The following is a 24,798-nucleotide window of genomic DNA, read 5'->3' as shown; positions in this document are numbered from 1 at the left end:
TGTGGACGGTCGGGGCCAGGGGTCTCCCCCTGGGGCGTGTTTCGAAAGTCCCGCCTGGCCCGCCCTACGGGCGGACGACGCTACTTTCGAAACACGCCCTAGGAGTGCGCTGACGATCTTGGAATCGCGCCCGACTTGCACCAGATTGCCCCGATCAACATTTACTGGCGAAGCGGGGCAAGTCGGGCAGTCGAAGCAAGATCTTCAGCAAACTCCTAGTCGTCTGCGCTCTCGTTGTTGATTCCCAGGCCTGGGAGCAGCCCGGGGAGCAGCGGGGGCAGTGTGACGTCCGGGGTGGGTGGGGTGGATCCCCTGCCCGTTGTGGACGGGGTGGCGCCCGGTGACGGGGGGTCCAGGAGGCTGTCCGTGCCGCCTGCGATCAGGCCGTCGGCCGGGGTGGAGGCGGAACCGGACGGGTCCGGGGTGTCGGTGTCGCCCCGCCGGCCCTGTGAGGCTTCGGGGGGCGAGGGCGCCGGGCTGTCGGTGAGGGACGGGTCGTCGGACTGCTGGGACGACCCGGACTGTTGCGAGTCGGTGTTCCGGTCCGGGGTGCGGGGCAGCAGAGACTGCAGCGGTGCGACCTCTTCGTCTATGGCCTCGAAGACCGAGCTGACCTCGTCCCCGACGTCCGTCAGCTGGACCGGCAGCCGGTCGCGCAGGCTGCTCCAGCTCCCGCGGTGGTTGCGGGAGAAGGAGTCCAGGGTCTGGATCGGGCCGAGTGCTCCGTCGCGCTGGTACGCGGCGTGGAGCAGGCGGTGGCCCTCGGTGGCGTCGTGCGTCATGCCGTTCAGCGTGCGCCTGATCTCGCCCAGTGATTCGTGGTCCAGATCGCCCGCGCGGTCGCGTTCCATGAGCCTGCGGGCCTCGCTCAGCCGCGTCGATGCCTGGTCGAGGTAGACCTCGCCGCGGTCGGTATCGCCGTTGGTCATACCGAGGTGGATGTCCTCCATGCCGCGCTTCAGCCCGTACAGCGAATCACCCGGAAGGGCGTCGGAACTGGCAGCGGCTACTCCGCCGAAGGCTCCCGCGGCGACGCCGACGGTGAGCCCGCCGGCGGCGAGCCCCTTCGTCCAGCGGGAGCGGGGGCGCAATTTGCGGAGCGGGGAGGCCCGGTGGGCCCCCTTGCTCCGTTGTTCGGGCACCGTAGGGCCCGTGGACGCGCCACCCTCGGCATACATGGCCTCCATGGCTGCCACGAGCCGCGCTCGCTGCACCACTTTGACCTCGGGATCCAACTCCGGTCTCGGCAGCTCACCGAGGCCGTTCGCCAGGGCCAACAGCGTTCCGTGGTCGGCCGGTTCGGCCGGTTCCTCGGGCTGTACGGCCGCCGCACCCTGGAGCTCCTGCTCCTCCAGCGCCTGGGCGAAGGCGTTCGCCCGCCGGTGTGTCGAAACGTTTGCGATCACTGGCGGCACCTCCTCTCGTCATGACGGTCGACTCCCCTGGGGGTCCGGAAGGTTGCACACCTTGAGCGCTTCCACACGAATGAGTGAGTGTGGGCGGACATGGAGTGACGACAGGGGGCCTGCAACCGGCACAACGAGTGGCGCGGCACTTGGGTTACGCACGAAAGATGATCGGACCAGTGCGTGATCGGGGAGTCGCCGAGGGTGTTCTCAGCGGACATCGTCCGGCAGCAGTCGGGCGAGGGTGCGGACGGCGCGGTACTGCAAAGTCTTGATCGCGCCTTCGTTCTTGCCCATCACGCGGGCCGTCTCGGCGACCGAGAGGCCCTGCAGGAAGCGCAGCGTCACGCATTCCTGCTGCTGGGGGTTGAGTCGGCGCACGGCTTGCAGCAGTGCGGCGTTGGAGAGGGACTCCAGGACGGAGTCCTCGGGGCTGCGCTCGACCTCGTTGGCGTCGAGCATTTCTCCGGTGGTCACTTCCAGTCGGAACCGGCTGGACTTGAAGTGGTCGGCGACCAAGTTGCGGGCAATCGTGACGAGCCAGGCGCCGAAGTCGCGGCCCTGCCAGGTGAAGGTCGAGATGCGGCGCAGGGCGCGCAGGAAGGTCTCACTGGTGAGATCCTCCGCCGTCGCCTTGCCGCCCACCCGGTAGTAGATGTAGCGATAGACGGTGTCGCTGTACTGGTCGTAGAGACGGCCGAAGGCGTCAGCCTCACCGGCCTGTGCGCGCTCGACGAGATCCATCATGCGCGCGCTGTCGCTGTCGGCGGTCGGCCGACGAACGGTGGACGTGGTCGTTGCGCCGCGGTTGCTGCGTCTTCCGACCGCCGCACCGCGTTCGGCCAGGGCGTAGCAAGGGCCGACAGGTGCAGGGGTGGCAAAGGCGGGTACGGCGTACGCGGTGGGGACGAAGCCGCGCAAGCGGTCGGCGACCGTTGCGCGCAGCGTAGCCAGGCCCGAGGCGTCAACCCCGACGTGTGGGTACACGGGACTCCCAGAGGCAGAGCTTCCATCACGTGCAGTGCGAAACCGTCACTCGTCGTAGTGAGTGGACGGTCCGGAATGCGTCTGAGGAGAATAACGCTTCGTACAGGCAGCGCTACACCCAGTTGCTCAAATCACCGATTCCGTCGCTTCTGTAGCGACTATGAGGCGCATCAAGTAGCACATCGTGACCAGATATTGATCGGAATACTTCGTGATCTGGCTGCGGCCGCGACGGGTTGTGGTCGGCTGCGCGCAATCCGACTGGCGGGAGCGGTCGGTGGGTAAGGGGTCCCGATTGGCGGCGCGGCCGGGCGTGGCCCGGCCCCCGAGGCGGGGCCGGGCCACGTGGTCGGTGTGTCCGGGGGTCAGCGGCGGCGGCGGTGCAGGGCGACCGCGGCCGCGGTGCCGCCCGCGAGGGCGCCGACGCCGGCAGCGGCCGGGATGCCGACCTTGGCCGCCTTGCGGCCCGTGCGGTAGTCGCGCAGTCGCCAGTCCAGGGCCCGGGCGTGCTTACGGAGCTTGGTGTCCGGGTTGATCGCGTACGGGTGTCCGACCAGGGACAGCATCGGGATGTCGTTGTGCGAGTCGCTGTACGCCGCGCAACGCGCCAGGTCGAGGCCCTCGGCGGCGGCCAGGGCGCGGACCGCCTCGGCCTTCGCGGGCCCGTGCAGCGGTTCGCCGACCAGGCGGCCGGTGTAGACGCCGTCGACGGACTCGGCGACCGTGCCGAGCGCGCCGGTCAGGCCGAGGCGGCGGGCGATGATCGTGGCCGTCTCCACCGGGGCGGCCGTGACGAGCCAGACCTTCTGCCCGGCGTCGAGGTGGGCCTGGGCGAGGGCGCGGGTGCCGGGCCAGATGCGGTCGGCCATGTACTCGTCGTAGATCTCCTCGCCGATGGACATCAGCTCGGAGACCCGGTGGCCCTTGACGATGGACAGGGCGCTGTCGCGGGCGTCCTGCATGTGTTCCGGGTCCTCGACGCCGGCCAGCCTGAACCAGGCCTGCTGCCAGGCGAACCGGGTCAGCTCGCGGCGCTGGAAGAACTTGCGTTTGTACAGGCCGCGGCCGAAGTGGAAGATCGCCGCGCCCTGCATGACGGTGTTGTCCAGGTCGAAGAAGGCGGCGGCCCGTTCGTCGCCGACGACCGGGAAGGCCGGTTCCGGCTCCTCGGTCGTGACGGGGGCCGTGCCGGTGGATCCCCCGGCGGGGAGTGACGACTTCCGCGCTGCCTCGGCTGCTGCCTCGCCTGCCAGCACGCTCAGTGCTGTCGCGGAACGCCTACGGGGTGTGAGCCATCCAAGAGCGGCCATGTCGTGAGCATAGCCAGTCCGTTCAGCCTTTCCCGACGTGCCGGGATGCGGTGGCGTGAACTCTCGCGGACCGAATTGTTAAGCGGGTGATTCCGGACGTAACGGATCGGCGCCTGACGGGCTCCGGAAACGGCCGGCGGGCGGCGCAGAATAAAGGCATGAGTGCCTTGCTGCGTCGTACGAAGAAGAAGCCCGCGGACCGTGTCGTGACCCTGGTCGGGAAGCCCGGTTGTCATCTCTGTGACGACGCGCGGCTCGTGGTGAGGGAGGTCTGCGAGGAGACCGGCGCGTCGTGGGAGGAGAAGGACATCACCCAGGACGAGGAGCTGCACCGGGAGTACTGGGAGCAGATTCCGGTTGTCCTCATTGATAACGAACAGCACACGTTCTGGCGGGTGGACCCGGCGAGGCTGCGCAGGGCGCTGCTTTCCTGAGGGAAACCCGGTTACCATCATGGGCGTTTTGGGTGGTCTCGGGGGTGTAGTTGTGAGGAGTGTGTACCGTCTTGCCCCCTTCGGGCCTGCAACGGGCTGATGCGATCCATGGTTCCGGGATCGCGCGACGAATGTGCGTGACCCCGGTCACTTTGACCGGACAAAACGGACACTATCTTTGTGCACACGTTCACAAAGACATAGCCTGCATTCGACGGGGCGGTCTTGGAACATACGGCCGCCTGCAGCCCCGCTCATCCCGCAGGAGCACCGTGGCAACTGGCCGAACTCACCGACCGGCGACCCGTAGCCGAGGAATTCCCGAGGCCACCGTCGCCCGGCTTCCGCTGTATCTCCGCGCACTGACCGCGCTCTCCGAGCGCTCGGTCCCCACGGTCTCCTCCGAGGAACTCGCCGCGGCGGCGGGGGTCAACTCCGCCAAGCTGCGCAAGGACTTCAGCTACCTCGGGTCGTACGGGACGCGTGGCGTCGGCTACGACGTCGAGTATCTCGTCTACCAGATCTCCCGCGAACTCGGGCTCACCCAGGACTGGCCGGTCGTCATCGTCGGTATCGGTAACCTCGGCGCCGCGCTCGCCAACTACGGCGGCTTCGCCTCCCGTGGCTTCCGGGTCGCCGCGCTGATCGACGCCGACCCCGCGATGGCGGGTACGCCCGTCGCCGGGATCCCCGTCCAGCACGCCGACGAGCTGGAGAAGATCGTCAGGGACAACGGCGTGTCGATCGGTGTCATCTCGACCCCCGCCGGTGCCGCACAGCAGGTCTGCGACCGGCTCGTCGCCGCGGGCGTGACCTCCATCCTGAACTTCGCGCCGACGGTGCTCTCCGTGCCCGACGGCGTCGACGTCCGCAAGGTCGACCTCTCGATCGAGCTCCAGATCCTTGCCTTCCACGAGCAGCGGAAGGCGGGCGATGAAGCCCCCGGCGAGAGCAGTGTCGACCCGGCCGCGCCGCCCGTGCGTGCCGCCACGGACAGCAGCCGGAAGGGACCCGACGGGGACGTTCCCGCCGTGATGCCGGCATGAGTCTTCTTGTCGTCGGACTGAGCCACCGCAGCGCTCCCGTCTCCGTACTGGAGCGGGCCTCGCTGGCTGCCGGGACGCAGGCCAAGCTGCTGCAGGACGTCCTTGCCGCCGAGCCCGCGGCCGAGGCCGCCGTGCTGGCCACCTGCAACCGCATCGAGCTGTACGCCGACGTGGACAAGTTCCACGCCGGTGTCGCCGAGCTGTCCACGCTCCTCGCCCAGCACAGCGGGGTCGGGCTGGACGAGCTCACTCCGTATCTCTATGTGCACTACGAGGACCGGGCCGTCCACCACCTCTTCTCGGTGGCGTGCGGGCTGGACTCGATGGTCGTCGGCGAGGGCCAGATCCTCGGCCAGATCAAGGACGCGCTCGCGCTGGGGCAGGAGCTCCACACCGCCGGCCGGCTGCTGAACGACCTGTTCCAGCAGGCCCTGCGGGTCGGTAAGCGTGCCCACAGCGAGACCGGGATCGACCGCGCCGGGCAGTCGCTCGTCACCTTCGGCTTGGAGCAGCTCACCGACGGCGCCGATGTCGCCGTCTGGGCGAAGGGCAAGCGCGCCCTGGTGATCGGCGCCGGTTCGATGTCCTCGCTGGCTGCCGCCACGCTGGCCCGTACCGGTGTCGCCGAGATCGTCGTCGCCAACCGGACCAGGGCCCGCGCCGACCGGCTCGTCGAGATCCTTCAGCAGCCCGGTGGTACGGGAGTGACTGCCCGCGCCGTGGAGATGGCCGCGGTCTCCGACGAACTGACACGTGCCGATGTCGTCGTCTCCTGCACCGGTGCGACCGGTCTCGTGCTGACCGCCGAAGCCGTCGCCGGAGCGCTCGGGCTGCCCTTCGACGCGGCCGTCACCGCGCCCCCGGCGCCCGCCGTGCCCGCCGCCGACCTGGACCAGCACGCCGCGTGGGTGGAGAACGGCTCCGCCACCACGACCGCGCAGGTACGGGCCGTCCGCCGGGCCACCGTGCCCGCGCAGTCCCAGTCCGCCGGACCGGTCAGGCTCGCCCTGCTCGACCTCGCGATGCCGCGCGACATCGACGGCGCCTCGACGCGCCTCGACGGTGTGCGCCTCGTCGACATCGAGTCGCTCGCCGAGGCATCCGCGGACGCCCCGATGGCCGCCGATGTGGACCAGGTGCGCACCATCGTCGCCGACGAGGTCGCCGCGTTCGGTGCCGCCCAGCGCGCCGCCCACATCACACCGACCGTCGTCGCCCTGCGCACGATGGCCGCCGATGTGGTGGCCGGCGAGATCGCACGGCTCGACGGACGCCTCCCCGACCTGGACGAGAAGCAGCGCGCCGAGATCACACAGACCGTGCGCCGCGTCGTCGACAAGCTCCTGCACGCGCCCACCGTGCGGGTCAAGCAGCTCGCCAGCGAGCCCGGCGGCGCCGGGTACGCCGATGCGCTGCGGGAACTCTTCGACCTCGACCCGCAGACGGTCGCCGCCGTCTCCCGGGCAGACCTGAACGACCCGAATCGAGGGCGGTCATGACCGACAACTCATCCCAGCGCGCGCAGACCGACGCGCCGCTCCGGCTGGGCACCCGGCGCAGCAAGCTCGCCATGGCGCAGTCCGGCCTCGTCGCCGACGCGGTCAGTGAGGTGACCGGGCGCGCCGTCGAGCTCGTCGAGATCACCACGTACGGAGATGTCTCCCGCGAGCACCTCGCGCAGATCGGCGGCACCGGTGTGTTCGTCGCGGCGCTGCGCGAGGCGCTGCTGCGCGGCGAGGTGGACTTCGCCGTGCACTCGCTGAAGGACCTGCCGACCGCACAGCCCGAGGGCCTCGTCCTCGCCGCCGTGCCGGTGCGCGAGGACCCGCGCGACGCGCTGGTGGCGAGGGACGGGCTGACCTTCGAGCAGCTTCCGTCCGGTGCCCGCGTCGGTACCGGTTCGCCGCGCCGCATGGCGCAGCTCAACGCGTACGCCCGCAGTCACGGCCTCGACATCGAGACCGTGCCGATCCGCGGCAACGTCGATACGCGTATCGGATTTGTACGAAGCGGTGAACTGGACGCGGTGGTTCTCGCCGCGGCCGGGCTCAGCCGCCTCGGCCGGACCGGTGAGGTGACCGACTTCCTGTCGGTCGACACCGTCCTGCCCGCTCCCGGCCAGGGAGCACTGGCGATCGAATGCGCTGCAACCAGCGCGGACCTCGCCGCAGCACTCGCCGAGCTCGACGACCCGTACACCCGGGCCGCCGTGACCGCCGAGCGCGCCCTGCTCGCCGCCCTGGAGGCCGGCTGCTCCGCACCTGTGGGTGCGCTGGCCGACCTCCTGGTCGACGGACAGGTTGTCAACGAACTGCGCCTGCGCGGTGTCGTCGGTTCCACCGACGGTTCCTCGCTCGTACAGATGTCCACCACCGGTCCCGTCCCCACGTCGCCCGACGACGCGGCGGCCCTCGGTCGCGAGCTCGCGACCGAGATGCTTGCCAAGGGTGCGGCCGGTCTTATGGGGGAGCGAGCACTTTGAGCCCCACCGGCCCCGCCGCATCCGACTTTCCGGTCCTGTCCGCAGGGCACGTCACCTTCCTCGGCGCCGGTCCCGGCGATCCGGGACTGCTGACTCTGCGCGCTGTCGAGGCGCTCGCGAGCGCGGACGTCCTTGTCGCCGAGCCGGACGTTCTCGGCGTCGTCCGCGGCCATGCGCGGGCAGGCGTCAGCACGCCCGAGCTGGCTGTTGTTGACGTGACGTCAACAGCCGCCGGAGTGCCCGTTCTCAGGGACGCGGCCAATCTTGTCATGGAGGCCGCGAAGGGCGGCAGGCGGGTCGTCCGTGCCGTCTCAGGAGACCCGGGCCTGGACGGGAACGCAGGCGCGGAGATGCTCGCCTGTGCCGCCGCCGGCATTCCCTTCGAGGTCGTGCCGGGTGTCGCGAACGCCGTGGGCGTGCCCGCGTACGCCGGCGTGCCGCTGCGTGATAGGCAGGGCGCCGACGTCCGGTTCGTCGATGCCCGGACCGCCTCGGACCGCTGCTGGACCGAGGTCGGCGCGAGCGATGCCACGGCGGTCGTCTCGACGACGCTGGACTCGGTCGCGGCCGCCGCGGGCGAGCTGGTCTCTGCGGGCCGCAAGCCCGACACCCCGCTGACCGTGACGGTCGCCGGCACGACGACGCGCCAGCGCACCTGGACGGCGACCCTCGGGACGATCGCCCAGGTCCTGAAGCAGGCGAAGGTGCTGCCGTCGCCGGACGGGCACCAGCCGGTCATAGCCGTGGTCGGTGAGTGCAGCTCCGCCGCCCAGCGCGACCAGCTCTCGTGGTTCGAGTCCAAGCCGCTCTTCGGCTGGAAGGTGCTCGTGCCGCGGACGAAGGAGCAGGCGGCGTCGCTCTCCGACCAGCTGCGTTCGTACGGCGCCGTGCCGCACGAGGTCCCGACGATCGCCGTCGAGCCGCCGCGTACGCCCCAGCAGATGGAGCGTGCGGTCAAGGGCCTCGTCACGGGTCGCTACGAGTGGATCGCCTTCACCAGCGTCAACGCGGTCAAGGCGGTCCGGGAGAAGTTCGAGGAGTACGGGCTCGACGCCCGTGCCTTCGCCGGGATCAAGGTTGCCGCGGTCGGCGAACAGACCGCCGCCGCACTGATCGATTTCGGTGTGAAGCCGGACCTGGTGCCGTCCGGTGAGCAGTCCGCCGCCGGTCTGCTGGAGGACTGGCCGCCGTACGACCCGGTCTTCGACCCGATCGACCGCGTCTTCCTGCCGCGCGCCGACATCGCCACGGAGACGCTCGTCGCCGGCCTCATCGACCTGGGCTGGGAGGTCGACGACGTCACCGCGTACCGCACGGTCCGCGCCTCGCCGCCGCCGTCCGACACCCGTGAGGCGATCAAGGGCGGCGGGTTCGACGCGGTGCTCTTCACCTCGTCGTCGACCGTCCGGAACCTGGTCGGTATCGCGGGCAAGCCGCACAACGTGACGGTCATCGCGTGCATCGGCCCCGCCACGGCGAAGACCGCGGAGGAGCACGGCCTGCGGGTCGACGTGCTCTCCCCGGAGCCGTCGGTGCACAAGCTGGCCGAGGCGCTCGCCGAGTTCGGCGCGCAGCGCCGGGAGGCGGCGAAGGAGGCCGGTGACCCGGTGACGCGGCCGAGCGAGCGGCGTCCGGGTGCGCGCAGGCGTCGTACGACTACCTGACCGGCCGGGTCGGGAGTGTTCAGGGGTCCGGTTGCTTCGGCAGCCGGGCCCCTGCCCGTTCTCCGTCAGTTTTCCGGCGCTGTCGTCGCCAAGCTGCCCCGTCGGCAACGCGTCGTGCAGCCAGTCTCGACCTGCCTACTCCCTGTGAGGCGACCGCTCCGGCCACGGGGCCGCGCCAAGTGCTGCGGGAAAATCCGAGCGAGACCCGTCATCGACACCGGCGGGCGTTGAGCCGGGCGGCCTGGCGCGTCAGGTAATCGCGCTCGGCGAGGTTGGGTGCCTTGTGGGCCGCCTCGGCGTACAGTCGTGCCGCCGTCGCCAGGTCGCCGTCGCGCTCGTGGAGGTACGCCGCCACCGCGGCGTGGCGGGGCAGTGAGTCGTTCAGCGCCGCGAGCGCCGCCAGCCCGGCGCGCGGTCCGTCGGCCTCGCCGACGGCCACTGCGCGGTTGAGCCGGACGACCGGGCTGTCGGTCAGGCGCGCGAGCTCGTCGTACCACTCGACGATCTGCACCCAGTCGGTCTCCTCGGCGGTGGGTGCGTCGGCGTGGAGTGCCGCGATGGCGGCCTGGGCCTGGAACTCGCCCAGCCGGTCGCGGGCGAGGGCCGCCTGCAGGATCTCGACGCCCTCGGCGATCGACTCGGTGTCCCACCGGCCGCGGTCCTGCTCGGCGAGCGGCACCAGGCTGCCGTCGGGCGCGGTCCGGGTGGCGCGCCGGGCGTGGTGGAGCAGCATGAGGGCGAGCAGCCCCGCCACCTCGGGGTGGTCGATCGCGGCCGCGAGCTGCCGGGTGAGCCGGATGGACTCGGCGGCGAGGTCGACGTCGCCGGAGTAGCCCTCGTTGAAGACCAAGTAGAGGACGCGCAGCACGGTGGCGACGTCGCCGGGCTGGTCGAACCGCACGCCGGAGACGGTTCGCTTGGCACGGCTGATGCGCTGCGCCATGGTCGCCTCGGGCACGAGGTAGGCCTGGGCGATCTGGCGGGTGGTCAGCCCGCCGACGGCGCGCAGCGTGAGCGCGACCGCGGACGACGGCGTCAGCGACGGGTGGGCGCACAGGAAGTAGAGCTGGAGCGTGTCGTCCACCGCGGGTGCGGGTCCGGGCGCCGGCTCCTCGTCGACGAGGTCCTCACGCCGGCGGCGGGCGGCGTCCGCCCGGGTCGCGTCGAGGAACCGGCGCCAGGCCACGGTGACCAGCCAGCCCTTCGGGTCCCGCGGTGGGTCGGCCGGCCACACGCGGACCGCCTCGACCAGCGCGTCCTGCACGGCGTCCTCGGCCGCCGCGAAGTCGGCTCCGCGACGGACGAGGATTCCGAGCACGCTCGGCGTGAGGCTCCGGAGCAGGGCCTCGTTCATCGACGAGGTCACTCCGTGATGGTGGGCGGACAGGCCAGGAACGGGCGCACCTCGAGCCACTCGTGGATCGGCTCCCCGCCCGCCCCGGGGGCGGCCGACAGGTCCCCGGCCAGCTCGATGGCGCGCTCGTAGCTGTCGACGTCGATCACCATCCAGCCGGCGATGAGGTCCTTGGTCTCGGCGAACGGGCCGTCGGTGACCGGCGGGCGCCCCTCACCGTCGTACCGGACCCATGTCCCCTCGGGGGCGAGCGCCTGACCGTCGACGAACTCGCCGGTCTTCTCGAGCCGGGCCGCGAAGTCGTTCATGTACTGCATGTGCGCCGAGATCTCCTCCGGCGTCCACTGGTCCATGCACACGTCGTTGACCGGAGCCGGGGCGCCGCGGTAGTGCTTGAGCAGCAGGTACTTGGCCATCGTGTTTCTCCTCGGTGCTGGTGCGACCCATTGTGGTCGCATTCACTGCGGGGACGGAGCCAGTCACGGGTTCTCGACATCGCCCCCGTTTTTTGGCTCTCGTGGATGAGCCCGGATGAGCCTTCCCGTGGTGTCCGGGTCCACGACGTGGTGCGAGGGCGAGACGGTACGAGGCCTCGATCAGCCGAACGAGCCGACCCGGGCTGATCTACGAAGAGCCGTTTTTCCGGCACAGGTGTCGGTAAGACGGTGATGTGTACGGGTCTATCGTCGAAGGATGACTGTGTACGGAAACTTCCCCGGCTCCCGCCCCCGGCGACTGCGGACGACCCCGGCGATGCGACGGATGGTCGCCGAGACACGGCTCGACCCGGCGAACCTGATCCTGCCCGCGTTCGTGCGCGAGGGCATCACGGCGCCCGTCGCCATCTCGGCCATGCCCGGTGTCCAGCAGCACACCCTGGACACCCTCCGGAAGGCCGCGGTCGACGCGGTCTCGGCCGGGGTCTCCGGGATCATGCTCTTCGGTGTCCCGGTGGACGAGAAGAAGGACGCCCGGGGGACGGCGGGCACCGATCCGGACGGCATTCTTCAGGTCGGTCTGCGCGCGGTGCGCGAAGAGGTCGGTGACGACCTCGTTGTCATGTCGGACCTGTGCCTGGACGAGACCACGGACCATGGTCACTGCGGCGTCCTGACCGCCGACGGCCGCGTCGACAACGACGCGACGCTGGAGCGGTACGCCGAGATGGCCCAGGTCCAGGCGGATGCGGGTGCCCATGTGGTCGGCCCCAGCGGCATGATGGACGGCCAGGTCGGTGTCATCCGTGACGCGCTCGACCAGACGGGCCACGAGGACGTCTCGATCCTCGCCTACACGGCGAAGTACTCGTCGGCGTTCTACGGGCCGTTCCGTGAGGCGGTCGGCTCCTCGCTCAAGGGCGACCGCAAGACGTACCAGCAGGACCCTGCGAACAGCCGTGAGTCCCTGCGCGAGCTGGCGCTCGACCTCGAAGAGGGCGCCGACATGGTCATGGTCAAGCCGGCCGGACCGTACCTGGACATCCTGGCGAAGGTCGCCGACTCGGTGGACGTGCCGGTCGCTGCGTACCAGATCAGCGGCGAGTACGCGATGATCGAGGCCGCCGCCGAAAAGGGCTGGATCGACCGCGACGCGGCAATCATGGAGAGCCTGACCGGGATCCGGCGCGCGGGTGCGCAGATGATCCTGACGTACTGGGCGACGGAGGTCGCGCAGCGACTGGGGCGGCGCTGAGCGGAGGTGAAGCAGGCGTCGGGCGCGGGTCGTCCTCGGCGTCGGTGACCGCCTTTGAGCGATCGCTGTCCTGAGTGATCGCTGCCGGTCCAGTGAGTCCCCCTCTGTCCCGATGCCGGGACGGGCGGGGACTCTTTTTAGTTCAAGCCCTTGACGATCATCCGATGTATTTATAGCTTGCGGCGCGGTAATCCCCGTACAACTCGCAGAAGTTGGGCATAGACATTGGATGCCTGGCTTTCATGGAAGCCAACACGACGTGACCGTCGATGAGGAGTGCCCGTGCGCACTGTTCCAGGTTCGAGTTCCAGCCGCCCGACTCCGCCCCCAGTGCTGACTGCGCTCGTGGCAGCCGCGACGGGGGCCGGGCTGGCCGTCCTGCCCGTCGTCCCCGCCTCCGCCCACGACAAGGGCGCGAAACCGGTCGTCCTCCACGTGTCGGCCACCGGCAGCGACCGCGCCAACGGCTCGGCCGCCCGGCCGTTCCGGACACTGGAGCAGGCCCAGAAGGCCGTCCGTACGACGTTGCACGAGGGGGTGGCGCAGCGAAGACCGGTCGACGTCGTGGTGCACGGTGGTACGTACCGGCTGCGGTCCGCCCTGAAGTTCACCACGGCCGACTCCGGTACGGCCGGGGCTCCGGTCCGTTACCTCGCGGCGCCCGGTGAGCGTGTCGTCATCAGCGGCGGCCGTTCGCTCGCGCCCCGCTGGAGGTCCTTCGCCGGTTCGATCAAGGTCGCGGACATCGGAGCCGACCTCGACTTCGACGGGCTCTTCGTCGACGGGCAGCGGCAGACGCTGGCCCGCTACCCCGACTACGACCCGGACACGGCGATCCTCGGCGGGTACGCGCCGGACGCCATCTCCCCCGAGCGCGTGGCCCGTTGGAAGAATCCGACGACGGCACTCGTGCGCGGTCTGCATGACGGGATGTGGGGCGGGAACTCCTTCAAGGTCACCGGTGTGAAGGCGGACGGCACGCCCGAGCTGGCCTGGGTCGGTGACAACAACCGGGGTAGCGGGCTGCACGCCACGTACCGCATGGTCGAGAACGTCTTCGAGGAACTCGACGCGCCCGGCGAGTGGTTCTACGACAAGCCCGCCGGGAAGCTGTACTTCTATCCCCCGGCAGGGGTCGACCCCGCAGGGGCCCAGGTCGACACGGCCGAGCAGAACGAGCTGATCCGGGTGGAGGGCAACGGGCCGGGCGACGCCGTCCGCGACCTGACCTTCTCCGGGTTCACCTTCACCCGGACCCACCGCACCCTGTTCAACCAGCCGTACGAGAAGCTCCAGCTCGGCGACTGGGCCCTGGCACGGGTGGCCGCCGTCCATCTGAAGAACACCGAGAACGTCTCCGTACGCGACTCACGCTTCGACCAGCTCGGCGGCAACGCCCTCCTGATCGACGGGCACAACAGCCACGGCGTCGTCTCGGGCAACGAATTCAGCCACTCGGGGGCCTCCGACGTCGCGGTCATCGGCAACCCGGACGCGGTCCGCGAGCCGTCCACCTGGGACAGCATGCGCAGGATCATCAGCGACATCCGGCCCGGACCGAAAAGCGAGAACTACCCGCGCGACATCACCATCCGCGACAACTACCTGCACGACAACGGGCAGTTCGAGAAACAGACCTCCGGTGTGCAGATATCGATGAGCCGCCGCGTCACCGTCGACGGCAACACCATCCACGACGGTCCCCGCGCCTGCATTGACATCAACGACGGCACCTGGGGAGGCCACCTCATCGAGAACAACGACATCTTCAACTGCGTCAAGGAGACGTCTGACCACGGCCCCTTCAACTCCTGGGGCCGTGACCGTTTCTGGCCGTTGTCCGCCGACGACGCCACGAAGAAGTCGTACGCGAAGCTGGACGCGATGGAGACCACCGTCATCCGACACAATCGGATCCGGCACTCGTCGCACTGGGACATCGACCTCGACGACGGCAGCTCGAACTACCTCATCGAGGACAACGTGCTGCTCAACGGAGGGGTCAAGCTTCGCGAAGGCTTCCACCGGACCGTACGCAACAACGTCTTCGTCAACGGCGGCGCGCATTTCCACGTCTGGTTCGCGGACAGCGGCGACACCGTCGAGAAGAACGTCTTCGTCACCGACACCCCCTACAGCCTGATCCAGGTCGACATGGCCAGGAGCAGTCGAGCTCGCCTTCAACGGGACCGCGATCGATCTCCTCACCCAGGTCAACACCGACGAGGGCGAGGTCGAGCTCTTCATCGACGGCCGGTCCGGGGGCACGATCGACAACCACAACGCCACGCGCGTGCACCAGAAGACCGTCTTCAGCGCGACCGGGCTCGCTCCCGGTGCGCACACCATCAAGGGCGTGATGAAGACGGGCGACTACATGATCGTCGACAGTTTCAGGGTTCAGTAGCGGGCACCGTCCGCACGGTCTTTCGTCCGGATCACGCGAGCCCGGCGTGATCCGGACGAGAGGCCCTTCCGGCAGCGCTGCCCGCAGTGGGCGCCTGGCCGCAGCTCCGGCCACGCGCGCAGAATCATCAGGGAATCTCCGGCTCAGGTCACCGGGCGTCGGCCTTCCGGCCCCACGCCGTGAGGATGCGGGTCGTCGCCACGCCCAGGTCCGGGTCGTGGGTGAGGGCACGCAACAGGCCGGTGCGGGCCTCGTCCGGGCCCGTACTCCTCGACGGCGGCCAGGGAGCTATGCACGGCGGCGGTCAGGGCCAGTCGACCAGGGCCATGAACGTCACCCACGCGAAGAACACGGTTCCGGGTGCGGACACGGCGAGGACGACACCGGCCGGAGGCTTGCGACGGCAGAACACCCAACTCGCTACCAGTACGACGAGTGCCAGAACCAGACCGCAGCAGAGAACGGTCCAGGCGGGACCGAAGCTGCTGTCGAACCGGTCCGAGTCGGCCTGCGAGCAGGAGTCGCAGGTCATCGGCGAGATCCCGCCGAAAACCAGGGCGGAGAACGCGAGCGGGAGCGTCACGATCGTGGAGATCAGCGACGCGATCCAGGCACGCTGGGGACGGGCGTTCATGACGTCTTCGGGCATGCATAGGAGTCAACTCGACGTCAGGGAAGGTCGCATGAGTTGTCGTACTCAGTCCCGTGACGTCCTGCTCAGTCCCACCAGAACGACCAGGTCTCCTGGTTCAGCACCATCTTCTCGGCGTAGACGTCCAGGTTGTACGGAGGGTTCTGCTCGATGTTGTCCGGGCAGAACGCGAAGTGTTCGGCGGCAACCGCCTGTGCCTCCGCGAGTGTGGTGGGCGGTCGCCCGACCGAGACGGTCAGGGTGTCGAAGCCCAGCACCACGACCCGTATGCCGAAGCGGTCCTCCCAGGAGCGGAGTACCGCGCAGAGGCGTGCCACGTCGTCCTCGTAGTTGACCGGTCCCGACCAGCCGATCGCCGCCGGTATGTCCGCACTGCGGCGGGCCGGGACGAGCGCCGCCCGCGAGCCGGGGTACCAGCCGTCCGGACCGGTGCACTCGTCCGCGATCTCGGCCGCCAGATCGTCGGGGGAAACCCGCTCCTCGGCGGCCGGGACGGGCGCCAGCCCCGGCCATTCCTCTTCGTCGGCGTCGAGTTCGTCGGGTGCGCAGTCGTCCCAGTACTCGCCGAGCACGTCCTCGGCATCGTGGTCACCGGGGTACGACGTACTGTCCGGGTCCAGATCCCAGGTGTCGGGCCACTGGTCGCGCCGGCCGCCATCGATCAGCACGGGAAGCAGTCCCACCGCCCGCCCGGCCGCGCGCAGAGCGTCCCACGTCCCCGGGGATGCGGGCCCGTCGGCCACCCAGAGCAGCGGTTCGTGCCACGGGCCGTCGATCGTCACGTCGACCAGAGCACCGGGCGGGAGGTGAATCCCTGACGTGGCCAGGGTCGGGAGCGGGTTCGGGAGCGTCGCCATGGTCGCGACTCTAGACGCGGTCACTGACAGCCGCGCTGATACCGCTCGTGGAGCTACGTGTGTGCGGGGTGAACGACGGCGAACACGGTCCGCGCCGTCGTCCCGTCGGGGAGTGGCCAGCCCGCGGTGACGTGTCCCAGGGCCTCCTGCCCGACGGTGTCCCGGCCGGGCTGGAGAACGCGGTTGATGTGGATGGCCAGCCGGTGCCCGTCCGTTGCCGTCTGCACGAGGAGATCCGTACCGCTCGGGTCGTCGGTCACGGTCGTGGAGGCGATCGCCGCTGTGGCGCCGGACTCCGCGAACCAACCGATGACGGATGGGTCGGGGGTGTCGCTCGTGCTCTGCATCTGCGGCTCGGCCTCGCCGACGATCAGCGCGAACAACTGGGCGACGAGAACCGGGTCACGCGTCCCGTCGTAGACCCATCGCTTCCCCAGCACCCCGTGCTCGGTGGTGCCGATGAGCGCTGCGTCCGCGCCTGCGACCGGTGCGCCTCGGTAGCTGAACGGCACCTGGTACGTGACCGGGTGGTCCCCCGACGCGTCGGGGTGGTGGTGCATGAGAAGGCCTGCTTTCGACCGGGGGACATTCATGAGGAGCCGTACGTGCGGGGAGTCCGCAACGGCGGATGAGGCTTCTGTATCGTCCGGCGCGGTCGCAGGGGGAGGGGCTTCCCGTCAGGACGGGTTGGGGGTGAGGTCGCAGCGCTCCTTGATCAGTTCCAGATGGATCCAGCTCTCCACCGCCCGTACGCCCGTACAGGCCCGCATGTCCTCCAGCGTCTCGCGCACCGCCGCGAGCGACTCCGCGCTGATTGTTCCGACGAGCTCCGCGCGCCCCACGCAGGCGGAGAGGAACGAGACCCGGTCCCAGGCCGCCAGGTGTCGGGCGACCGGGTCCCGCTCGCCGTCCAGTCGTACGGCGAACCCGCACAGGAAGCCCAGCCCCAGCAGCTCCGGGCGCACCAGTGCGAGCACTTTGGCGACGCCGCCGTCGAGGAGGCGCAGTGTGCGGGCGCGGGCGGCGCCGGGTGAGAGGCCCACGCGCTCGGCCAGTTCCAGTTCCGCGAAGGGCAGCCGCCCGTCGCGCTCCAGCTCGTCCAGGATCAGCCGCTGCACCCGGGCGCGGGTGGCGGGCCGGGAGAGGCCGACGCGCTGCGCCAGCGTCTCGTACGTCAGGCGGCCGTCCGTCTGCAGTTCGCGGACGACGGCCAGATCGGTGTGGTCCAGATCCACCTGAGCGGTTCCCCTCGGCTCGACAGCCCGGGGCGGGTGGGTATCTCGCCCCCTCCGTCGGGACGTCCTCCGGTTCTTTGATCAACTGCCCTTCCTGGAAGGGAAGATCGCAGGCTTCGTGCGGCCCGTGCGGTCTGCGGGGTCGGTCCGCTCAGTACGTGAGGGCGTCGGCCATGTCGCTCTGCCAGTAGGTGACGAAGCCCTGATCGTCCACGTAGGTGTCGGCCGGGAGCGTCAGCTCGGCCGGGGCGGTGTCCGTGGAGCCCGAGGGGTCCTTGGCGGAGAAGTACACCGAGAGATGGGTGGCCTTGTGCTGGTTCTTCAGGTCCGTGTCACCGGTCAGCCCGATGGCGGCGTACGCGGACTGGCCCGGGGCGAGCGTGACCACGGCCTGCGGCTTGCTGTCGTCGAGGATCCGGAAGACGGACTGCGCGTCGTCGAACCGGAGCTTGGGCGCGTGGTACGCGTTGCAGGCGCGGGAGCCCCTGTTGGTCATGGTGAGCAGCAGGTGGTTGATGGGGCGGCTCACCTTGCTGACGGTGACCTTGGTGTTCTCGCCGATGCAGGTGACGGGGGAGCCGTTGCCGGTGCCCTTGTCGCCGGTGTTCCTCTTCTGGCCGCCCGTGCCGGAGGTGGAGCCCTTGGAGTGGGCCGCCGTGTTGTCGGCAGGGGCGTCGGACGTGCTGTCCGTGTCCTTGGCGTCCTTGCCCGAGTCCGGCGCGGCGGCGGCCGGGGACTGCTGGTCGACGGTGCTCCCTGCCGGAGCCGCCGCTCCCGCCGTGCCGTTGTCACCGCCGTTGTTGTCGCTGCACGCGGTGAGCGAGAGGGCGGCCAGGAGGGCGGTCGCGGCGAGGGCGGTGGTGCGGATGCTGCGCATGGTGGTGGTACTCCCCGTGTGTGTTGGTGAGGCTGTTCAGTCAGTGCCGGCAGATCAGAACCGTGAGGATCGCGGTCGACACGATCACTACGACGATCGCCACGGCATCGATCAGCTCGATGCGGAAACGGGTTCGCACTGCGTCGTCCCGATGGTCTCTGCGGTGTGATCACAGACTGTGGGACGCCGGAATTCGGACGCAACGCCGACTGGCCCATTGGGGAAGCCGGAATGCTTGCGCGTACCGTGACCTGGGCAGATTCCACGTCCCTGGAACGGTGTTCCGGGACGGACCAGGAGGGGGAACGCCGCAGTGGCGACGCCGGAAGCCGTGGAATTCGCGGCTCTGCTGAAGGAACTGAAGGACCGTTCAGGGCGCAGCTACGGGGTTCTCGCCGGAAGACTGCACGTCAGCACCTCGACGCTCCACCGGTACTGCAACGGTGATGCCGTGCCCAATGAGTACGCCCCGGTGGAACGGCTGGCGCGGTTGTGCGGGGCGAGCGCGGATGAGCTGGTGGAGCTGCACCGGCGGTGGATCGTGGCTGATGCGGCCCGACGGCGCCGCGCCGCCGGTGCGGAGCCGGTCCGGGGCGCGGTCTCGGGCGTGGCTGTGGAGTCGGTTCGGGATGCGGTTTCGGACATGGTTCCGGGTGCGGTTCGTGGCTCCGAGGTGGGGGACGAGGGCAGGGCCGGGGCCGGGGATTCGCCCGAAGGCCGGGGCGCGGAAGCGGGCGGGCACAGTGGCGGCACGCCCGCGACGGTGCCGGCGTCGATGCCCACGCCCGCACCCGTGCCCGCTTCCGAAGCCGCGATCGTGGCCGGTGGAGCGAGCCGGCCCCGGCGGTTCCTGTCTTCCCCGCGGGTGCGTGTGCTGTTCGCGGCCGTCGCCGTCGTCGCGCTGGCCGTGCCCACGTCGATCGTCGTCAGCAAGATGTCGGGCACGGACGCCGACGAGCTCAGCAACGCCGCCGCCGTGGACGGCGAGGAAACGGACGGGCCCGCGTCCGCCCTGCCCCGCCTCGGCGCGAGTGTCACCGCCTTGCCCGGCCGGGCGAAGAAGTCGGGCACACCCGTACCGTCCGGCTCGGCGAGCGCCTCGTCCCCGGCGCGCGGCGACGCCTCCGCCCCGTCCGGCGGACACGGCGCGGGAGCCGGGCCGGGTGGGCAGCAGAGCGGGGGCGTGCCGCTGACCGCCACCATCAGCTCGTACAACTGGGAAGAGCCCTGCGGCCAGTACTACGTACTGGACCAGAAGCCGGACGACGTACCTCCGCCCCCCGCACCGCAGGACACCCGCGGCTGGGCCAGGGCGCTCGGCGGGGTGGACGGTGGCAGCATGCTGCTCGAACTCACCGTGCAGGGGAAGTCGGGGCAGGCTGTCGTGCTGAACGGACTGCACGTGCGGACGCTGTCCCGGAAGGCGCCGCTGCCGTGGTCGGCGTACTCGATGGGGGATGGCTGCGGGAGCGGCATCACGCCGCAGTCCTTCGACATCGACCTCGACGACAGCCGGCCGGTCCTCACCCCGGTGGCGGGGCAGCAGAGGGACGAGCGGGTGCCGCCGAAGGACTTCCCGTTCCGGGTGTCCTCCACAGATGTGGAGGTGTTCGACCTCGACGCCCATGTCGAAGGGCACGACGTCAGCTGGTATCTGGAGCTGGAGTGGAGCAGCGGCGGCCGGGCGGGGACGCTGCGCATCGACGACGGGGGGAAGCCGTTCCGTACCAGCAGCATCAAGGTGCGGCCGCAGTACGTGTACCGGCACGACACGGCCCAGTGGGTGACCAAGGAGTAACGGGTCACAGCCACCGGGCCGGTGCGTACGGGCGGGTGTCCCGGTCAGAGGCGCTCGGGGGTCCGGATGCCGAGCAGCGCCATGCCCCGGTGGAGGGTGCGGGCGGTCAGGTCGCAGAGGAAGAGCCGGTTCTCGACCACCTCGGCGGGGTTGTCGTCGCTCAGCACATGGCACTGGTCGTAGAACGTCGTGTAGAGCGAGGCCAGCTGGTAGAGGTACGCGGCCAGCTTGTGCGGCTCGTACGTCGACGCCACCTCGGCCAGGTTCTCGCCGAACTGGTCCAGGTGCAGACCCAGCGCACGCTCGGCCGGGGCCAGCTGCAGCTCCGGGTGCGCGACCGGCCGGGTCTCGCCCGCCTTGCGGAGGATGGACTTGATCCGGGCGTACGCGTACTGGAGGTACACGGAGGTGTCGCCGTTCAGCGACACCATCTGGTCCAGGTCGAACTTGTAGTCCCGGACTGCGGACGTCGAGAGGTCGGCATACTTCACCGCGCCGATACCGACGTACTCGCCGTTCTCGACGATCTCCTGCTCGGTCAGGCCGACCTTCTCGGCCTTCTCGCGCACGACGGCCGTCGCCCGCTCGATCGCCTCGTCGAGCAGGTCGACCAGCCGGACCGTCTCGCCCTCACGGGTCTTGAACGGCTTGCCGTCCTTGCCGAGGACCGTGCCGAACGCCAACTGGTGCGCCTTCACGTCCTCGTTCAGCCAGCCTGCCCGGCGGGCCGTCTCGAAGACCATCTTGAAGTGGAGTGACTGCCGCGCGTCCACGACGTACAGCAGGGTGTTCGCCTTGAGGTTCTGGACCCGGTCACGGATCGCGGAGAGGTCGGTCGCCGCGTAGCCGTAGCCGCCGTTCGTCTTCTTGACGATCAGTGGGACCGGGTTGCCGTCCGGGCCCTTCACGTCGTCGAAGAACACGCACAGCGCACCTTCGGAGCGGACGGCGACGCCCGTCTCCTCCAGGATCCGGCAGGTCTCCTCGAGCATGTCGTTGTAGCCGGACTCGCCGACGATGTCGGGGTCGCGGATCTCCATGTCGAGCTTGTTGAAGACCGAGTAGAAGTAGATCTTCGACTCGTCGACGAACCGCTGCCAGAGCGCGACCGTCTCCTCGTCACCGGCCTGGAGCGACACCACCCGGTCCCGGGAGCGGGCCTTGAACTCCTCGTCGGAGTCGAAGAGCGCCCGCGACGCCTTGTAGAGCCGGTTGAGGGAGGACATGGCGGCCTCGCCGTCCGCCTCGTCGGCGTCCTTGTGGTCCAGCTCGTGCGGGTGCTCGATCAGGTACTGGATGAGCATGCCGAACTGGGTGCCCCAGTCGCCGATGTGGTGGCGGCGGACCACGCTCTCGCCCGTGAACTCCAGGACCTCCACCATCGAGGCACCGATCACCGCGGAGCGGAGGTGCCCGACGTGCATCTCCTTCGCCACGTTCGGCTGGGCGTAGTCGACGACCGTCGTGCCGGCGTTCTGCGCGTACGGCACACCGAGCCGGCCCTCGTCGTCCGCGGCCCGCGCGGCGAGGGTCTCGATGATGGCCTTGTCGCTGAGCGTGATGTTCAGGAAGCCGGGGCCGGAGACCTCGATCTCCTTGATCAGGTCGCCCGCCGGGATCGCGGCCGTCACCTGGGACGCCAGCTCGCGCGGGTTGCCCTTCAGCTTCTTGGCGAGGGCCAGGATCCCGTTGGCCTGGAAGTCGGCCCGGTCGCTTCGGCGCAGCAGCGGGTCCGCGGTGCCGGCATCCGGCAGTGCTGCCGTCAGGGCGTCCGCGAGCTGCTGCTGGAGCGTGGAAGCGAGGGAATTGACCGAGGCCATGGGATGGCTGCCGTTTCCGTAGGGGTACAAGGGATCACGCCCAGTATCCCACGCACTGTAAAGCCGTTTTCGCACTGCCGGGTGGACCTGGGAGAATGGACAGTGCCCCTACGAGCCCTACCAGAGAGAAGGACGTGCCGACCGTGGCTCAGAGTCAGAGCAGCACCGAGGCCGACTGGGTCTCCCGCTTCGCGGACGATGTCATCGCCGAATCGGAGCGTCGTGCGCCTGGCAAACCGGTCGTCGTCGCGTCCGGTCTTTCCCCGTCGGGCCCGATCCACCTCGGCAACCTCCGCGAGGTCATGACCCCGCACCTGGTCGCGGACGAGATCCGCCGCCGCGGGTACCAGGTCCGCCACCTGATCTCGTGGGACGACTACGACCGGTACCGCAAGGTTCCGGCCGGCGTCCCCGGCGTGGACGAGTCGTGGGCCGAGCACATCGGCAAGCCGCTGACGTCCGTGCCTGCGCCGGCCGGGTCCGCGTACCCGAACTGGGCGGAGCACTTCAAGGCCGCGATGACGGCTGCGCTGGACGAGCTGGGTGTCGAGTACGACGGCATCAGCCAGACGGAGCAGTACACGGCGGGGACGTACCGCGCGCAGATCCTGCACGCGATGAGGCACCGCGCCGACATCGACGCGGTCCTCGACCGGTACCGCACGAAGAAGGACCCGGCGGCAGGCGCCAAGGGCGGCAAGAAGCCGCAGCAGAAGAAGGTCGACGAGGCCGAGCTGGAGGCCGAGGCGGGTTCCGGCGCGGCGAGCGAGGACGACGGCAGCGGCGGCTCGGCCGGCTACTTCCCGTACAAGCCCTACTGCGGCAACTGCGAGAAGGACCTGACCACGGTCACGTCGTACGACGACGACACGACCGAGATGAACTACACCTGCAACGCCTGCGGCTTCGCCGAGACCGTCCGGCTCAACGAGTTCAACCGCGGCAAGCTGGTCTGGAAGGTCGACTGGCCGATGCGCTGGGCATACGAAGGAGTGATCTTCGAGCCCAGCGGCGTGGACCACTCCTCGCCCGGTTCATCGTTCGTCGTCGGTGGCCAGATCGTCCGCGAGGTCTTCGACGGTGTGCAGCCGATCGGCCCGATGTACGCCTTCGTCGGCATCTCCGGCATGGCGAAGATGTCCTCCAGCAAGGGCGGCGTGCCGACCCCGGCAGACGCGCTGAAGATCATGGAGGCACCGCTGCTGCGCTGGCTGTACGCGCGCCGCAAGCCCAACCAGTCCTTCAAGATCGCCTTCGACCAGGAGATCCAGCGGCTGTACGACGAGTGGGACTCGCTGGCGCGCAAGGTCGCCGACGGCTCCGTGCTGCCCGCCGACGCCGCCGCGTACGCGCGTGCCATCGGCACGGCCGCCGGTGAGCTGCCGAGCACGCCGCGCCCGCTGCCGTACCGCACGCTCGCGTCCGTCGTCGACATCACCGCCGGCCACGACGAGCAGACGCTGCGCATCCTGAGCGAGCTGGACCCGGAGAACCCGATCGGCTCGCTCGACGAGGCGCGGCCGCGCCTCGACCGCGCGGAGAACTGGATCACCAACCAGGTCCCCGTCGACGCCCGCACCATCGTCCGCAGTGAGCCGGACAAGGAACTGCTCGGCTCACTGGACGACCAGGGGCACCGGTCGCTGCGGCTGCTCCTGGACGGGCTGGACACGCACTGGTCGCTGGACGGGCTCACGACGCTCGTCTACGGGGTGCCGAAGGTCCTCGCGGGGCTGGAGTCGGACGCCAAGCCGACGCCCGAGCTGAAGGCCGCGCAGCGGTCGTTCTTCGTGCTGCTGTACCAGCTCCTGGTCGGCCGTGACACCGGTCCGCGGTTGCCCACGCTGCTGCTGGCCGTCGGCGCGGACCGGGTGCGGAAGCTGCTGGGCGCGTAGGAGTCGGTCGTACGGAGGGCCGTCACCCGGTGATGCGGGTGACGGCCCTTTTGTCCTGCCGGTCCCGGTCCGTTCTCGTGCGGCGGACGGACTCGGCGGTGGCTACGCGATGTGGTTCTCGGCCATCTCGTTGTCGAAGCGTTGCTTGAAGCCCGGCAGCAGGCGCCGGAGCAGGGCCGTGCTGCGCGGGTGGCTGACGCCGTGGACGTCCGAGAGCGTTATGTCGAGGACCTCGACGCTCGGGTGGACCTGGTGCTCGTGCGTGAGGTCGGAGTACGCCTTGTACGCGACGTTGCCGAACTCGATCTCCGCCTCGGCCCACTCCGCCGGATCAGCTTCCTGCTGGGGCTGCGGCTCCTCCTGGGGCGGGCCCTGCGGCTGCTCCAGCTGCTCCGGCAGGGGCTGCTCGCTGCGGGGACGAGGGACCGCGCCGATCGTGCCCACGTCGCCCAGGGGACGGGTGCGGTCGCCCGGGCCCGACGGGATCATGACCGGGGCGGGCTCCGGGGTCTCGGTGTACGTGGGGTCGTACGCGCCCTCGTACGTGCCCTCCGCGGCCTGCGGCGCCGCGAACCAGGGACTCTCGTGCGCGCCGGGGCCCTCCAGGGGCCACTCCTCTGCGGGCGGGTCGGAGGGGTGGGCGTACTGCTGCTGGGGCTGCTGCGGGTGCTGCCGGGGCTCGGCGTGCTGCTGCTGTTGTTGTTGTGCGGCGTACGGCAGCTCGGCCTGGGGGTGGACCGTTTCGACGGCGGCCGGGGCCGGTGGCAGCAGGGCCGGTTCGATGCCGGCTGCGGCCAGGCCGGCCGGGCCGGTGTCGGCCAGTGGGACACCGAACTTCGCGAGCCGCAGCGGCATCAGGGACTCGACGGGCGCCTTGCGGCG

The 24,798-nt window shown here is 69.9% G+C and carries 20 protein-coding genes and 1 pseudogene; 9 read left to right on the top strand and 12 right to left on the bottom strand.

Going from position 1 to position 24,798, the window contains the following annotated elements; translation table 11 throughout:
- Positions 1-215 precede the first annotated feature (215 nt).
- The 3 genes from AB0N06_RS32815 to AB0N06_RS32805 form a co-directional block, all read right to left on the bottom strand.
- Positions 216-1,406 carry a DUF5667 domain-containing protein gene (locus tag AB0N06_RS32815; protein ID WP_366138337.1) on the bottom strand — a complete coding sequence of 397 codons (1,191 nt, stop codon included), beginning with the start codon at positions 1,404-1,406 and terminating at the stop codon, positions 216-218.
- Between the two features lie 210 nt (positions 1,407-1,616).
- On the bottom strand, positions 1,617-2,393 hold the full coding sequence (locus AB0N06_RS32810) for an ECF subfamily RNA polymerase sigma factor, BldN family (RefSeq protein ID WP_114245171.1): 777 nt from the start codon (positions 2,391-2,393) through the stop codon (positions 1,617-1,619).
- Positions 2,394-2,758: 365 nt separating this feature from the next.
- Positions 2,759-3,703 (bottom strand): HAD-IB family hydrolase, encoded by a 945-nt coding sequence (locus tag AB0N06_RS32805; protein ID WP_366138336.1) that lies wholly within the window; start codon positions 3,701-3,703, stop codon positions 2,759-2,761.
- Between the two features lie 158 nt (positions 3,704-3,861).
- On the opposite strand from AB0N06_RS32805, the gene AB0N06_RS32800 reads away from it, so the two are divergent.
- The 5 genes from AB0N06_RS32800 (at position 3,862) to AB0N06_RS32780 (ending at position 9,329) form a co-directional block, all read left to right on the top strand.
- On the top strand, positions 3,862-4,137 hold the full coding sequence (locus AB0N06_RS32800) for a glutaredoxin family protein (protein WP_366138335.1): 276 nt from the start codon (positions 3,862-3,864) through the stop codon (positions 4,135-4,137).
- A 272-nt stretch (positions 4,138-4,409) separates the two neighbouring features.
- Positions 4,410-5,183: a redox-sensing transcriptional repressor Rex gene (locus AB0N06_RS32795; protein WP_366138334.1), complete on the top strand. Its 774-nt coding sequence runs from the start codon at positions 4,410-4,412 to the stop codon at positions 5,181-5,183.
- On the top strand, positions 5,180-6,682 hold the full coding sequence (locus tag AB0N06_RS32790; RefSeq protein ID WP_366138333.1) for a glutamyl-tRNA reductase: 1,503 nt from the start codon (positions 5,180-5,182) through the stop codon (positions 6,680-6,682). The genes AB0N06_RS32795 and AB0N06_RS32790 overlap by 4 nt, the downstream gene beginning before the upstream one ends.
- Positions 6,679-7,665 (top strand): hydroxymethylbilane synthase, encoded by a 987-nt coding sequence (hemC, locus tag AB0N06_RS32785; RefSeq protein ID WP_366138332.1) that lies wholly within the window; start codon positions 6,679-6,681, stop codon positions 7,663-7,665. Before AB0N06_RS32790 ends, hemC begins: the two co-directional genes overlap by 4 nt.
- On the top strand, positions 7,662-9,329 hold the full coding sequence (locus AB0N06_RS32780) for a bifunctional uroporphyrinogen-III C-methyltransferase/uroporphyrinogen-III synthase (protein WP_366138331.1): 1,668 nt from the start codon (positions 7,662-7,664) through the stop codon (positions 9,327-9,329). Before hemC ends, AB0N06_RS32780 begins: the two co-directional genes overlap by 4 nt.
- A gap of 208 nt (positions 9,330-9,537) precedes the next feature.
- Here AB0N06_RS32780 and AB0N06_RS32775 read toward each other — a convergent pair whose 3' ends face one another.
- Positions 9,538-10,683 carry a DUF6596 domain-containing protein gene (locus AB0N06_RS32775; RefSeq protein ID WP_366138338.1) on the bottom strand — a complete coding sequence of 382 codons (1,146 nt, stop codon included), beginning with the start codon at positions 10,681-10,683 and terminating at the stop codon, positions 9,538-9,540.
- An 8-nt stretch (positions 10,684-10,691) separates the two neighbouring features.
- Positions 10,692-11,099, bottom strand: coding sequence for a YciI family protein (locus tag AB0N06_RS32770; protein ID WP_366138330.1), 408 nt, complete (start codon positions 11,097-11,099; stop codon positions 10,692-10,694).
- 277 nt (positions 11,100-11,376) lie between these two features.
- On the opposite strand from AB0N06_RS32770, the gene hemB reads away from it, so the two are divergent.
- Both hemB and AB0N06_RS32760 read left to right on the top strand, forming a co-directional pair.
- Positions 11,377-12,375 carry a porphobilinogen synthase gene (gene hemB, locus AB0N06_RS32765; RefSeq protein ID WP_366138329.1) on the top strand — a complete coding sequence of 333 codons (999 nt, stop codon included), beginning with the start codon at positions 11,377-11,379 and terminating at the stop codon, positions 12,373-12,375.
- A 282-nt stretch (positions 12,376-12,657) separates the two neighbouring features.
- Positions 12,658-14,832, top strand: coding sequence for a right-handed parallel beta-helix repeat-containing protein (locus tag AB0N06_RS32760; RefSeq protein WP_366138328.1), 2,175 nt, complete (start codon positions 12,658-12,660; stop codon positions 14,830-14,832).
- A 254-nt stretch (positions 14,833-15,086) separates the two neighbouring features.
- Here the strand turns inward: AB0N06_RS32760 and AB0N06_RS32755 are convergent, their stop codons facing one another.
- The 5 genes from AB0N06_RS32755 to AB0N06_RS32735 form a co-directional block, all read right to left on the bottom strand.
- Positions 15,087-15,431 (bottom strand): DUF983 domain-containing protein, encoded by a 345-nt coding sequence (locus AB0N06_RS32755; RefSeq protein WP_366138327.1) that lies wholly within the window; start codon positions 15,429-15,431, stop codon positions 15,087-15,089.
- A gap of 68 nt (positions 15,432-15,499) precedes the next feature.
- Positions 15,500-16,291 carry a DUF4253 domain-containing protein gene (locus AB0N06_RS32750; RefSeq protein WP_366138326.1) on the bottom strand — a complete coding sequence of 264 codons (792 nt, stop codon included), beginning with the start codon at positions 16,289-16,291 and terminating at the stop codon, positions 15,500-15,502.
- Between the two features lie 53 nt (positions 16,292-16,344).
- Positions 16,345-16,884: a 1,4-alpha-glucan branching protein gene (locus AB0N06_RS32745; protein WP_366138325.1), complete on the bottom strand. Its 540-nt coding sequence runs from the start codon at positions 16,882-16,884 to the stop codon at positions 16,345-16,347.
- A gap of 84 nt (positions 16,885-16,968) precedes the next feature.
- The gene (locus AB0N06_RS32740) at positions 16,969-17,526 is read right to left on the bottom strand and encodes an AsnC family transcriptional regulator (protein WP_366138324.1); all 558 of its coding nucleotides are present in this window, start codon (positions 17,524-17,526) and stop codon (positions 16,969-16,971) included.
- Between the two features lie 151 nt (positions 17,527-17,677).
- The gene (locus AB0N06_RS32735) at positions 17,678-18,403 is read right to left on the bottom strand and encodes a DUF4232 domain-containing protein (RefSeq protein WP_366138323.1); all 726 of its coding nucleotides are present in this window, start codon (positions 18,401-18,403) and stop codon (positions 17,678-17,680) included.
- 313 nt (positions 18,404-18,716) lie between these two features.
- Here AB0N06_RS32735 and AB0N06_RS32730 point away from each other — a divergent pair, with 313 nt between their 5' ends.
- The gene (locus AB0N06_RS32730) at positions 18,717-20,201 is read left to right on the top strand and encodes a helix-turn-helix domain-containing protein (protein ID WP_366138322.1); all 1,485 of its coding nucleotides are present in this window, start codon (positions 18,717-18,719) and stop codon (positions 20,199-20,201) included.
- Between the two features lie 44 nt (positions 20,202-20,245).
- Here the strand turns inward: AB0N06_RS32730 and argS are convergent, their stop codons facing one another.
- Complete coding sequence (argS, locus tag AB0N06_RS32725) at positions 20,246-22,021, bottom strand: arginine--tRNA ligase (RefSeq protein WP_366138321.1); 1,776 nt, start codon at positions 22,019-22,021, stop codon at positions 20,246-20,248.
- 134 nt (positions 22,022-22,155) lie between these two features.
- On the opposite strand from argS, the gene lysS reads away from it, so the two are divergent.
- On the top strand, positions 22,156-23,916 hold the full coding sequence (gene lysS, locus AB0N06_RS32720; RefSeq protein ID WP_366138320.1) for a lysine--tRNA ligase: 1,761 nt from the start codon (positions 22,156-22,158) through the stop codon (positions 23,914-23,916).
- Positions 23,917-24,018: 102 nt separating this feature from the next.
- Here the strand turns inward: lysS and AB0N06_RS32715 are convergent.
- Positions 24,019-24,798: pseudogene (locus tag AB0N06_RS32715) on the bottom strand (hypothetical protein); the annotation flags it as partial.

It is taken from the genome of Streptomyces sp. NPDC051020, assembly GCF_040683105.1.
In the GTDB taxonomy this organism is placed as follows: Bacteria; Actinomycetota; Actinomycetes; order Streptomycetales; family Streptomycetaceae; genus Streptomyces.
The sequence above is the reverse complement of the archived record's forward strand: the minus strand, read 5'-3'. Positions and strand labels throughout refer to the sequence as shown.